Below are 13454 nucleotides of genomic sequence, written 5' to 3' on the forward strand. Positions count from 1 at the left end.
AGTGTGAAAATTATGGAAGAACTCGCTGAGTAGTTAAGAGGGATTTACCGATCGCTGGGCAAATCTTGCCCTACAGAGGCTCTCTCTCAGAGGCCCATCCCGCTGAAATCCACCACCAGCACAGAATTTCCTTCCATTCAATCCGACAACAAGTGGCGTAGACCTTGCACTCACTCGCAATCAGATCGAGCGATGTGTGAATGAGGAATATGAACTATGATCCATGAAACATCCACGAAACCGCTCCGCCATGCGATCGTCACGGGAGGAGCGGGTTTCATCGGCTCACAGATCAGCTCCCGCCTCATGAAAGAGAAGACGCGCGTCACCATACTCACGCGGAACGTGTCAGCGCCCCGGGCTGTCGCGCTGGCCAAGCAGGGATGCAAGGTCGTGGCCTGCGATCTTGCCGATGCGCGTCGCATTCCGCGCCAAGATATGCTTGACCCGGCCGACGCCTTGTTCCACTTTGCGGCGGATGTCTCTGTCAGCAGCCCGACGCTCCGGGCAGCGAATGTCGATGGCACGACCCGCGCCTTAGCCCTGGCGGATGCGCTGGCCATTCCTTACGTCGTCTATGCGAGCAGCATTGAGGCGCAGGGGCTTGGAGCAGAGTCCGAGATTCCCCTTCGGGAAGACATGGCCTGTCGCCCCGTATCCGACTATGGGCAGTCGAAGGTTCAGGCGGAGGCACTCATGGCAGAATGGGGATCGCTGCCGGGCCATCAGTCGCTCGTGCTTCGCATCGGCAACATCTATGGACCGGGAAGTGCCTGGTTTCTCCACCCATCCCTCCTGGCCCTGCTGGGGGCCACGCCGATCAGGGCGATCTGGAGCAGGCTCCGGCATCGCCTGTTTCAACCCTTGTTCATCGACGACCTCGTCGAGGGCCTGCATAGAGCCGTGGATCATCGGCTCACCGGCACGTACAACATCACAGGGGAGGAGCAGGTGACGATTGAGGGCTATCTCGCCAAACTCGCGAGCCTCATGCAATTGACAGATCGCGCGCAATTGATCCGTGAGCCTGCGATCCCATCGAGTCGCTCGCATCCGATCGCACCGGACTTTGCCTACGTCTTGATGGGGTCTGAGGAACGTTGCCACCGCTCCTACGACAACAGCAGGCTCCGCGCGGAGATCGGCCCCTACGTTCGCTGGTCCCTCTCTCGGGGGCTCGCGGCCACCCTGCAGTGGTACGACACAAGCGGCCAGCTGCCTGCCCTCCTGGCATCACTGCGGCGGCAACCGGGAGCCATGACATGCATGTGACCATGATTTTCCCTGGGATCGCACTGCCGGGGTTCGATAGTTTCAGGAAGAAACAGACGATCGATGCCAATTTTATCGACCATGGGCTCGCGTCCCTCAGCGCAGCAGCGAAGGCAGCCGGCCATACGGTCGACCTGATCGATCTCCGGACTTTGCGGGATTGGACCCATTTCCGGGGAGAGGTTCAGCGGCGAGCCACCAAAGTCTGGGCCATGACCTCCTGGAGTCTCCACTATCCCGACGTCGTTCGTGCAATCAGGATCCTGAAGGAAGAGAAGGAAGAGGCCGTCGTCGTGCTCGGAGGGGTCCATGCCACCATCAAGACCAACCAAGTCATGGCGAACCGGCTCATCGACCATATCATCACGCAGGAAGGGGAGATCAGCTTCGTCAAACTGCTGGACACATTTGCAGCGGGGAAGCAGGCAGACCGCCTGATCGTCGGCGAAGGTCCGGTACTGGACGAGATCCCCTGGGTAGACCGAGACCTGTTCGATATGAGCGGCGAACTGGCCACGCCGATGGCGCCCGGCATGCCGACACCATTTGTGACGACCAATGCGGGTCGGGGCTGTCCGTTCAAATGTAATTTTTGTCAACCGGCCGAACGGGCCGTGTTCGGCAATCGAATCAAGATGCGGAGTCAGGAGAACGTCGTCGGCGAGCTGAAGTATCTGAAAGAGCGGTTCAAGTTCAACAGCTGGATGGCGCACGACGATCTGTTCTTCATCAATCATCGATGGAGCCGTGAATTCTGTGTCCAATATAAGGCCGCCGGCTTTACAGAGCCCTATATCTGCCAGATGCGCGCCGATCTGATGTGCCGGTATCCGGACGTGGTTAAACAGATGGCAGAGTCTGGATTGGCATGGGCCATGATCGGGTTCGAGAGCGGCAGCCAACGCATACTCGATATGTTCGAGAAGGAAACCACGGTCGAGGAAAACCTGAAGGCTGCCGCGATCTGCAAAGAGTATGGCATCAAGGTTTGGGCCAATATCATGTTCGGCGCCCCGACAGAAACCAGAGCGGAAGTCATGGACACGGTCCGGATGGTGTGGAAGATCAAGCCGGACCATCTCAGCAGCAGCTACTTTACTCCGACACCGGGGAGCGGCATGGCGGAGGAAGTGGAGAGGAAGGGGTTGACGATGGTGGATCCCTTTAATGGATCCAACCGGACGCCGAATGAAGCCAAGATGAAAGACACGGATTACGAATGGCTGACCAAAGCCATCGCCCTCGCCTATGACGGTGGATCGGAAGAACGGCTGATCGCGCTCGGTCAGCTCCCTATGCGACCCCAGGAGAGCCTATGCGCATTGCATTGATCAACAGCCCTTCCCTTTCGGTCCGTCCCGTGAGTCGCAGCATGGCGGGCGGTCTCGGCTTCGATGGTAACGAGGACATGTTGCTGCCCCCGCTGGACCTGGCCACTATGGCCGCCACTCTGCGCCAGACAGGCGAGACGGTCGATGTGATCGACGCAGACCCTCTGGGTTTGGATGCAGCAGCGGTCTATGCCCGGTTGGAAGACCATCAATGGGACGTGGTGGTGGGGACTGTCTCGCTTCCCACCCTGGAGCAGGACGCCTTGTTTCTCGCGGAGCTTCGCCGCCGACATCCGGGGGCAAGAATCGTTGGAAAGACTCTGGTGCGCGACCATGCTGTATTGAAGGCGCTGCTGGAAAGGAGTGCGGCCGACCTGGTGATTCATGGCGAAGCAGACCTCACGATCGTCGACATTGTCTACGGTCGAGGAACAGCCGGCACTGCCTGGCTCGAAGCAGGCTCGCCTGATACAGCCCCCTCGTTCCACTTCGATGAGGGATCGCCGGTCGAGGACCTCAATCAGCTCCCCATTCCAGCCCGCGATCTCCTTCCCAACGAGCGCTATCGCTATCCGCTGCTCGGCACTCCCGTCGCGACATTACAAACCAGCCGGGGCTGTCCCTATCCCTGCGGGTACTACTGTCCCTATCCGTTGGTCGAAGGGGTCAAGTGGCGTTCGCAAACGCCCGAGCGCATCTTTGCTGAGTTGAAAGACGTCGTCGAACGGCAGGGGATCACCAAGATCTATTTTCGCGATGCGACCTTCACTCTCAATCAGGAGCGAATCGCCATGCTCTGCGACCTCATTATCGCCGCAGGCTGGGCGCTCGAGTGGGTCTGCGAAACCCGAGTCGATTGTCTTGGCGATACCTTGCTGGAGAAGATGCGCGAAGCCGGCTGCGTCGGTCTGCTGGTCGGGGTGGAGACAGGCGATGAACAGGTCATGCACCTGCGAGAAGGGAAAAAGGGCCTGACAATCCCGATGCTGGCCCATCTGCGCGAGAAGACTCACCAGCTTGGCATCCGGCTTCACTTTCTCCTCATCGTCGGCCTTCCGCAAGAAACCCGCGAATCGCTCGTCGCCACCTACGATTTGATTCAGCGATACAAGCCGGACACGATCGGCGTCACGATTATTACTCCCTACCCTGGTACACCCCTTCACAAGGAGGGTCTTCGCGAGGGCTGGATCGATTCACAGCAATGGAAAGACTATGGCGGCCACCAGATTCCCATGCATACGCCCAACCTTGCCAGAGCAGACATGGAGGCTGGCAAGCAGTTTTTAGAAGAAGGCTTCGCGCTTCTGCAAAGACGGCAAGTCGGCGGGCATTCCAAACCCTTGGAGGCTATGGCGCAACAACATTATGAGCGGTTACTGCGGTGGGCCTATCGCCTCGACGGACCGGTTGCGCAACTTCGGGAACTGCTTGCGGCAGCGCCGAAGTTGCCGCAAGCCAGCGCACAGCCCTCTGTGAATCACGCGGTACGGCAGGCTCCCTCTCCTGCGCGATTTGCTGTCACCGTCGTGATCCCGACCTATAATCGACGGGCCATCCTACGAAAGACTCTGCTGGCCTTGATGTCTCAGACCTTTGCGCCGGAGCTGTTTGAAGTGGTCGTCGTGGATGACGGATCCTCCGATGACACGGTTTCAATGCTCCGGCAGTTCAAGGCTCCCTTCGCCCTTCGCGTTGTGGCGGCGGACCATGCAGGCGCCAATGCAGCCCGCAATCTCGGCATTCAAGCCGCTCAAGGCCGTGTGGTCCTCATCACGGGCGACGATATGATTCCGGAGCCATCGTTCCTCGAAGCGCATGCGACATTTCACGAGCGCCATCCAGGCGACATGGACGCCATGCTGGGTTTCATCGAGTGGTCTCCTGAAATTGCAGTGACCCCCTTTATGAAGTTCATCGTGTCGGCGGAGGGAGGCCAGCAGTTTGCATTCCATGAGGTGCGGAGAGGCAAGGCCGACTTTCGACTCTTCTACACCAGCAATCTCTCAGTAAAGCGGGATCTCTTGCTCAATCAGCCCGTGCTCTTTGATCAAGACTTCACCTATCCAGCCTATGACGATGTGGAGTTGGGCTACCGTTTGAGCGCGCAAGGTCTGCAGTTGCATTACAACGCCATGGCTGTGACCTGTCACCACCATGACATCACGCTGGCGGGGTTCGTTCAACGCCAGCGCAAGGCCGGCCACATGGCGGTCATTCTGGCTCGTAAACATCCTGAATTGAGCCAGACCTATCTGAAAATCGACGATGCCCTCAAGGCCCGCAACGCATTTGGGGAAACTCAGGTTGCTCGAATCATGCAGGTTGCGCAGGAGCTGGAAAAGCCCGATCTCCAGCAGCTGGCGTTGATCCGCTCCGGCGCTGAACGGTTTGACCGGACCTATCTCCAACGAGTGCTCCATCCGGTCTATCAAACGCTCTTACAGTCCGCCTACGCATGGGGTATCTGCGAGGCGGTCGAACAGGGTGTGGCGACCATCCCGCTTGCCACTGCATGTGTTGCGTCGAAGCCTCGCTTCAAGGTTTCGATCATCATCCCTGTTTTCAACAAACTCGAGCTGACCAGCCAATGTCTCACCACACTGGCCTCTCTCCCCACGATGCCGGAGTATGAGGTGATCGTCGTGGACAATGCTTCAAGCGATGGCACAGCGGAGTTTCTCGCTACGCTGGGTGGAGACGTCCAGGTCATCCGCAATCCTGAAAACTATGGCTTTGCCGTCGCCTGTAACCAGGGGGCCAAAGCGGCGCGGGGAGCGTTTCTCCTGTTCTTGAACAACGACACCATCCCGACCGAGGGCTGGTTGAATGCCCTGGTGGATGAGGTCGAACGCCACCCTGATGTCGGGGTAGTCGGAAGCAAGCTGCTGTACGAAGACGGCACCATTCAACATGCCGGCGTCGCATTCTCGCGGGCGGTATTACTGCCCTACCATATCTATCGCCAGTTTCCGGCTGACTCGCCGATGGTCAATCGGCGGCGTGAATTCCAATGTGTGACCGGGGCCTGCATGCTGGTCCGGCGCGAGGTGTTTGAACAGGTCGGCCGGTTCGATGAGGGGTTCAAGAACGGATTCGAAGACGTCGATCTCTGTTTGAAGATTCGCGAACAGGGTTGGCACATCATCTATCGGCCGGACAGCGTCGTCTATCACCTGGAAAGTCAAACCCCCGGCCGGAAGGCGCACGAGAAAGACAATGCGCGGCGATTGCTTGAACGGTGGGCCCACAAGTGGTGGATTCCGGACGAAGATGCCTTGTACTTCTCGGACGGACTCTGCTGTCTTGTCCACACCACGAAAGAGGGCCTCCTTCACACGCAACTCACATCGCTGAACTCTCATGCCGACCGGGCCGCATGGCAATTCGTGGCCGATACCCAGTCTGCCGCGCAGAGGCAAGACGTCGCATTGGTGAAGACGCTCTTGAATGCCGTCGATCGATGGCCGGAAGACGCATGGGTCCTTCGATGGGGAGCCTTGTTGTGCAAATTTCTGGACCTGCCGGCTTTGAGGCTTTCATTTTTGAAGCGGGTGCTGGCGATCGAGCCGGATGCGGATGGTTACCTCTCGTTGGCGAAGGATGCCCTTGAAACAGGCCGGCTCGACGAGGCGGAACATCGCCTGGCTGAGTTGCGAAATTGCAGTCCGATGCATGGGGAGGGATGGCTGCTGTTCGGGGTCCTGTCGATGCAGCGTCAGCAGTTTGCCGAGGCCAAATCCGCCTTCGAACGGGCTGCCATTTATGGGGGGGACCACCGCAAATCGAAATTGGGACTTGGCATGGCAGCAATGGGGTCGGCTGAATCCCTCGTCGCGTGGGACGTATTGCTCGAGGTGGTCACCGAATATCCTGACGATGCCGAATCGCTCCATTGGCTGCTGCGAGCCGGTACAGCGCTCCAACGATGGGAGGAGCTGGAACCTCTGCTGACCCAGTATGTGTCCAGAAATCCAGGCGACCTCGGTCTCCGCTTTGCTCTGGCAGGGGTCTTTCTCCGTCTGAACCGTTGGACCGATGCCAGGCGTGAACATGATTCGATCCGTCTGCTGGACCAGGCCTTTGACGGTCTCAGCGACTTGGCCCGCTCTCTCGACGAGAACGAGTCGGCCCTGGCACATCATCATGCGGCATGATGAAGGAGCCAGGGCTCGTACATTGCTGATCCAACTCGCCCGATTGGGCGATCTGGTCCAGAGCCTGCCGGTGATCGCTGCGCTCGCGGCCCGCTATCCGAGCCGGTTGCTCGATCTGCTCTGCCCAGCGCCGTTGGCTCCTCTTGCCGGCTGTTTTCCACTGGTGGATAGAGTGTTGGAATGGAACGGAGCGCAATGGCGTGCCTGGGCCGACTCCTTCACCGGAGGATTTGAGCCATCATGGTTGCGTGAGGTCGAGCAGTCTCTCGCTGCGTTAACGACCGAGCCCTATGGGAAGGCCTACGTGTTGAATCAGCATCCACGGGCGATCCTGGCCGGCGCCCTGTTGGCAACAGAAGTGCAGGGGCCTCATCTGGGAGGTCCGTTGGATGAAACGCCGTCGCCTTGGGCATCATATCTGCGTGACGTCGCCCGCGCGCGAGGCTCCAATCGCATTCACCTCTCCGATGCGTTCTGTGGGTTGTGCGGAGTGGCCCCTCCGGCGAGTCCGCCGGTCTTGACTCCTCCCTCGAATGATCTTCCTGCTGATCTGGCTGATGTCGGTGTATCAGCGGGACTATGGGTCGCGGTGGTCGTGGGAGCAGGCGACGCGGATCGAGCGATTCCTGTACCGGTTTGGATAAAATGGATCTCGGCGCTGCTGAGCCACGAATCGCCCTCTTCCGTCGTCCTGGTCGGAAGCGAGCGAGACCAGAGCGCTGCCCTGGCAATCCAGGATGGGCTCTCTCCGATGGTTGCAGGACGCCTCTGGGATGCCACGGGGCGCACGACCCTTCCGCAACTGGCCCCACTCTTGAAGCGCTGTCATTGGGTTGTCGGCGCCGACACAGGTCCGCTTCATTTGGCTGCTGTCGTAGGTACGCGGGTGATGGGATTCTATTTCTCACGAGCGCGTGTGCATGAAACAGGCCCCTATGGACCGGGTCACTGGGTGTGGCAAGCGGATCGCGCCCTGCCGGAGACCTGGCCGATCCAAGCCAGCGTGAACCTTCTCGGGGAGCCTGGCGCAGCGGCGCAACAAGAGCCGCCCGCAGGCTGGTCCTTGTGGCAGTCTCACCATGACGAGTGGGGAGCCATCTTTCGTCCAGTGGGCGAAGGGGAGTCACAAGACGATCCGCGGCCTGGTATCTGGCGTCAATTATCAGAACAGCGTATGTCGCTGCAAGCAGGATGCTGAAAAACGATTTTGAGGCTATGGACATACAGGATTCTAGAATGTCTCAGGCGGACTTTTTCAACACCCTGATAGGTGTGCGATGAATTCCTTCGAGAGCAATGTCAGCCGACTGGCTCAGCGTAATCCTATGTTGGCAGCTGCACTTCGTCAGAGTGGGGGAGGGAGGCTGGAGATCGTGACTGCACGCACAGGTCTGCCGTCGGCTCGCGCGAATGGGCGATGGATTCACAGCGCATATGACCCCATCAAAGAAGCGCAAGCTTGGGCAGACAGCCAAAGCCATCAGGATGGAGAGACGATTGTGCTGCTCGGCCTCGGACTGCTCTACCACGTCGAGGCCTTGTGTGCGCGCTTGCCTCGAACTGCACCGGTCGTCCTGGTCGTTCCCGATCTGAGCCTGTTAGTCGATGCGGCCGCCGCTCGCACCTGGGGTGACTGGGTGGACCGTGTAACCTGGGCTTGGGGGACGACAGAAGCAATCACTGAACGGATCGCCTCCGGCAGCCATCCGTTCCGGCTCGTCACCTATGTTCCAGCTGCATCGCTACATGAAGACAGTCACCGCGCGATTGAAACAGCTCTACAGCGGCAGGTTGCGGCCAAGGCAGGTGGACAGCTGCGCATCGCAGTCGTCGGGCCGATCTACGGAGGGTCACTGCCCATCACCGGCTATGCGGTCAGCGCGCTTGAGTCACTTGGGCACCATGTCCGATGGCTCGATCCCAGTGTTCATGCCACAAGCTACCACCAGCTGGAACTGCTCAAGAATCCCCAGCATCGTTTGGCCTTACAGAGTAAGTATGCCGAAATGCTGAGCCGAGTCACGATGGCTCAGTTGGCAGAAGATCCACCTGATCTTGTGTTGTCGCTCGCGCAGGCGCCATTGATTCTCCCGATGTTGGAGCATCTCAGGCGCAAACGGTTCTTGACTGCGATGTGGTTTGTCGAGAATTACCGGCATTTGACCTATTGGCAGCAGTTGGCGGCGGGCTATGACTTTTGGTTCGTGATTCAGCAAAAGCCCTGCATTGCCGCGCTAAGACAGGCAGGTGCGAAGGATGTGCGGTATCTTCCGATGGCAGCCGACCCATCCGTACACTATCCAATGGAGTTGACCAGGGCTGAGCGAGAAGAATACGGGGCAGATGTCTCGTTTGTCGGCGCAGGATATGCGAATCGTCGCGCGATCTTTCCCCGACTCCTCAATCAGGAATGGAGCTTCAAACTCTGGGGCAATGAGTGGGATGGCGCGACCGATCTGACCTCCGCGCTTCAACGAAACGGCGCACGGATTGATACCGAGACCTGCCGAAGAGTCTTTAACGCGAGCGCGGTGAATCTCAATCTGCATTCCTGGGCAGGGGTCGGGTTCGACCCCGACGGGGATTTTGTGAATCCCCGCACGTTCGAGCTGGCAGCCTGCGGCGCCTTTCAGCTTACCGACCGCCGATCGTTGATGCCGGATCTCTTGACGACGAGTGAGGTCGCGACCCTGTCGTCTCCCGACCAACTTCCTGGTGAAATTACCCGATGGTTTCACGAACCGGAGCAGCGCCTCGCCATGGCGGGGAACGCCCGCCAACGTGTGCTTGCCGAACATACGTATGTGCACCGGATGCGTGATCTGCTGTCCCAGATCGGCGTGGCGAACCCGGATCGCATCGGGTCTATTCTTCGTGGCAGCCGTCAGGCAGAGGTGCTGGCGTCCACCGCCGCTGATTCATTCCCAACGATAGCCGCGACGCTGCGAGCGTTTCCCCCAACCCAACGGGTGGAGCTGAAGCAATTAGCGGCACAGATCCGTTCACGCGGCCCAATGGGAACTCTGTCCCGGGAGGATCTGATGGTGCTCATGTTGGACGAGTATCGGTCCGAGACGAAGGATTTGGTGTAAGGGTGCAGGTAAATAGGCTGAAGGGGTACGGGGTCTAGGCTGAAGGGATTCAGGCTGAAGGCCGAAGGTCAGAGGCCGAAGTTCCGAACACTTCAGCCCGAACCCCTTCAGCCTATCTACCTGAATAGTTTCGAGTTGATATGACAAGACAAGTGCTGATCATCAACGTGACGCGCATGGGCGATCTGATTCAGACCAGTCCATTGCTGTCCCGATTACGCGAGGAATGCCCCGATGTATCGATCGACCTGGTTGTCGATCGGAGCTTTGCGCCGACGGCGGCTCTGCTTGTCGGACTCCGGCAGGTGATCAGTTGCGATTTCGCCAGACTACTCGATGACTGCCGCACGCAATCCAAGAGCCTCGTGACGCTTATGCAGGAGATGACAACCTGGGCTGCGCCGCTGCGAACTGCGCGGTACGATCGCATTGTCAACCTGACCTTCACCCGCCAGACCGGTTTGCTGGCGTCGTATATCGGCGCGCCGGATCTGAGAGGGATTACGGCTGGGCCGGACGGCGGCCCTATTGTCCAGAATCCCTGGCTGTCCTACTTTACAGATCTGCACCGGCATCGACGATTCAATCGGTTCAACCTGGTAGACCTCTATGCGATGGGTGGAAGCGGCCCTGGTTCCTTTTCGCCTCTGTCGGTGATTGTGCCGGCAGATGGGAGGGAATGGGCCGACTCATTCCTCCGGTCTCAAACTGCGACCGTTCGCCGGTGGATCGCCGTGCAGGTTGGAGCCAGCGATGTCATGAAGGCCTGGCGGCCGGAGTATTTTGGCCGAACGATGGCACACCTCAGCCGTCACCCTGGCATAGGATTTGTCCTGATCGGCACGGCTGCAGAAGCAGAGGCCATCGAGCTGGCCAAAGCGACCTATCGAACCAGTGGAGGAGCTGCACCGATCCTCGATGCAAGCGGTCGGACGACGCTCCACCAACTTGTCGGTCTGCTCTCGCTCTGTCAATTGCTCCTCACCAACGATACAGGACCGATGCACCTGGCAGTCGGCGTCGGGACCCAGGTCATCGATCTGTCCGTCGGTCATGTCGATCACAATGAAACCGGGCCCTACGGCCCTGGCCATTGGGTGGTTCAACCGGCCCTTGCCTGTTCGCCCTGCGGGTTCGACCAGATCTGTGCCCATCATGCCTGCAAAGACCGTGTGATTCCCGAAGAAGTTGCGAATCTCTGCCTCCATGCGCTGGGGCTTGGCCCGGTTCCTTCCTGCAGCATGGGCCTGCGCCTGTATCAATCAGGCGTTGATGCAGATGGGCTCAATTCTTATAGCCTACGATCGGGACAGCTCGATGGTAGTACTTCATGGTATGCCGGTTTTTGGAGGAGATTCTGGTACGAAGATTTTACAGGCCAGCCGAGTCGGTTGGCGGCGAACCTCGAACCAGCGCCGGACCAAGAACAGGCATTGGCTCGGGTGAGGGAAGCGGCTCCAGCCCTGCGCGGGTTGGAAAAACGTGCGATGCACGTCGTTGGTCTGACAAAACAACATCCGCTGCCTGTCTCACAGCTGAAAGAGGAACAGGCGCTGCTCCGCCGTGAGCGTGAACAGCTCCTCCCTCGGATGATGGCCCATTCGGCCACCGGCCCTGCGACCGTTGCCATGATCAGGGAGATCCATAACGATGATGTCGTTGGTCTGACGCAGTTGGCCGAGCGGCACGCGAGGGCCTATCGCCGTTGGCGCCAGCGCGTCGCGTCGGTCCGGGAATTATTGTCAGCCGTGCCGGCGCAGCTCGCTGTGTAGCGCGCGACTGCTTTAGTTAGTTCATTTGGTTTGTTTGGTTTGTTTAGTTGGTTTGGTTCAAAGATCGAAAGAAACCACACGCACCATACAAACCAGATCAACCAAACAAACCAAATGAACCAAATAAACCAAACAAACCAGACAGACCAGAAGGGGGTGGAGCTATGCTTGTTACACTCGATCAGGATCAGTGGGATGTGAGTGACGATCACCTGGTCAGCGAGGTCCTGACAGAGGTCAGCGATCGCGCGTATGCGAAGCATCGGCTGGTGACCTCGCTGAAGCTGGGGGGGCATCCGATCACGGATCGCGACATTCAGCCCCTGTTGCTGAACAAACTTCTCAAAGAGGTCGGGCCGATCGAAGCCAGCTCGCAGAATATTCCAGAGATCATGAGGTGTGCTGCCCCGACAATTACCCGGTTTGCCACGACGTTAAAGACTGAGGCCCAAGGATTTCTCTTGCCTCTGCGTGTGAACGGGGTCATTCCCTCATCGTTGGACCGCTGGTTCGGACAGTTGGCCGATTATGTGGAGCTTCTGCAGGCCGGTGCGCAGAGCAGTCCAGCCAAGGGAGATTTGCAGACTGTGTCGTTCTGGATTCAGGAGCTCCTGGAGGCTCGCTCTATTCAAGATCCGGTTCGGATAGCGGATATCCTTGAATTCGAGACCATTCCTTACTTGGCTTCCGTATGAATCTCCTTGTCGAATACTGTCGGTTATCAACCACTGTGGTCCCTCTTCGTCCTATGCTCAGTCCCGCTCAAGTGCGGACCGGAAGGGACCGATAAGGGATGCACAACCAGGGGCCTCACCGGTATGCATGCGATCGGCGGGGTTTTCGGTTAAAACAATCCCGGAACGGATGCCGGGAAGCAGGGATGGTTGATTCAATCGGTATTCAAGGAGGAGTAGGTCCATGGCTTTAATCGTCAATAACAATCCGGCTTCGATCGCGGCTCAGCGCAATTTGACCGTCAATACGAATCAGTTGCAACGGTCAGTTGAGCGGTTGTCTTCAGGCCTTCGGATCACCCGCGCATCGGATGATGCCGCCGGACTCGGCGTGTCAGAAACCTTGCGCGCGCACATCCGCAGCATCAATCAAGCAACGCGCAATGCGAATGACGGCATCAGCTTGACGCAGGTCGCCGACGGCGCTGCGGCCACGATTGGTAACCTGCTCTCCCGGCTCCGTGAGCTGACGACGCAGGCCGCCAGCGGCACGGTCGGCGCCACAGAACGGTCCTATCTGGATCAGGAATTTGTCGCGCTCCGATCCGAAATCGACCGGATCGGCACCGTGACCGAGTTCAACGGCCAGGCGCTGTTGAGCGGGGCCACCAATTCATTCGAAGTGTTCATCGGTTTCAAGAGCGGCGCGAGCAATTCACTCACAGCCGATCTGAACGATTTGGACATCGCCAGCATCGGCTTGTCCAGCGTGAATATTTCGACCTCGGCCAATGCCCAGAGTGCGCTGAGCAATATCGACAGCGCGATCAGTTCGATCGCGACTGCCCGAGCGGAATACGGTTCGATTCAGAACCGTTTCGAGGCAGCCATCGCGAATCTCCAAGTCACGAGTGAGAACTTCGTGGCTGCGGAATCTCGGATCCGCGATGCGGATATTGCCTATGAGACGGCGCAATTCACGAAGAATCAGATCCTCGTGCAATCAGGCATCGCAGTGTTGACGCAGGCCAACGCGCTTCCGCAACAGGCACTCGCGTTGCTGCGGTAGGCCGGCGCCTCGTCCCACCGGAGTCACCGCCCAGCCGCCGCATCGGCGGCTGGGCCTCCGGCGGACAATGAGGAGGCGTTGTCCCGA

8 protein-coding genes are annotated in these 13454 nt (G+C 58.8%); all 8 read left to right on the top strand.

Annotated features, from left to right (window positions below):
* Nucleotides 1-216 precede the first annotated feature (216 nt).
* The 8 genes from HZB34_05030 to HZB34_05065 all read left to right on the top strand — a co-directional run bounded on the left by HZB34_05030 (nt 217) and on the right by HZB34_05065 (nt 13367).
* Entirely contained in the window at nt 217-1272 is a 1056-nt protein-coding gene (locus HZB34_05030; protein MBI5315314.1) for an NAD(P)-dependent oxidoreductase, read from the top strand.
* Complete coding sequence (locus HZB34_05035; protein ID MBI5315315.1) at nt 1263-2603, top strand: B12-binding domain-containing radical SAM protein; 1341 nt, start codon at nt 1263-1265, stop codon at nt 2601-2603. The genes HZB34_05030 and HZB34_05035 overlap by 10 nt, the downstream gene beginning before the upstream one ends.
* Nucleotides 2588-6760: a glycosyltransferase gene (locus HZB34_05040; protein MBI5315316.1), complete on the top strand. Its 4173-nt coding sequence runs from the start codon at nt 2588-2590 to the stop codon at nt 6758-6760. Before HZB34_05035 ends, HZB34_05040 begins: the two co-directional genes overlap by 16 nt.
* Complete coding sequence (locus HZB34_05045) at nt 6750-7958, top strand: glycosyltransferase family 9 protein (protein ID MBI5315317.1); 1209 nt, start codon at nt 6750-6752, stop codon at nt 7956-7958. Before HZB34_05040 ends, HZB34_05045 begins: the two co-directional genes overlap by 11 nt.
* A 79-nt stretch (nt 7959-8037) precedes the next feature.
* Nucleotides 8038-9852, top strand: a complete 1815-nt coding sequence (locus HZB34_05050) for a glycosyltransferase (GenBank protein ID MBI5315318.1) — start codon at nt 8038-8040, stop codon at nt 9850-9852.
* Between the two features lie 140 nt (nt 9853-9992).
* Nucleotides 9993-11624 carry a glycosyltransferase family 9 protein gene (locus HZB34_05055; protein MBI5315319.1) on the top strand — a complete coding sequence of 544 codons (1632 nt, stop codon included), beginning with the start codon at nt 9993-9995 and terminating at the stop codon, nt 11622-11624.
* 164 nt (nt 11625-11788) lie between these two features.
* Nucleotides 11789-12319: a hypothetical protein gene (locus HZB34_05060; GenBank protein ID MBI5315320.1), complete on the top strand. Its 531-nt coding sequence runs from the start codon at nt 11789-11791 to the stop codon at nt 12317-12319.
* 223 nt (nt 12320-12542) lie between these two features.
* A complete protein-coding gene (locus HZB34_05065; protein MBI5315321.1) occupies nt 12543-13367 on the top strand; it encodes a flagellin FliC in 825 nt (274 codons plus the stop codon).
* Nucleotides 13368-13454 lie beyond the last annotated feature (87 nt).

Source organism: Nitrospirota bacterium (genome assembly GCA_016219645.1).
GTDB lineage: Bacteria > Nitrospirota > Nitrospiria > Nitrospirales > Nitrospiraceae > Palsa-1315.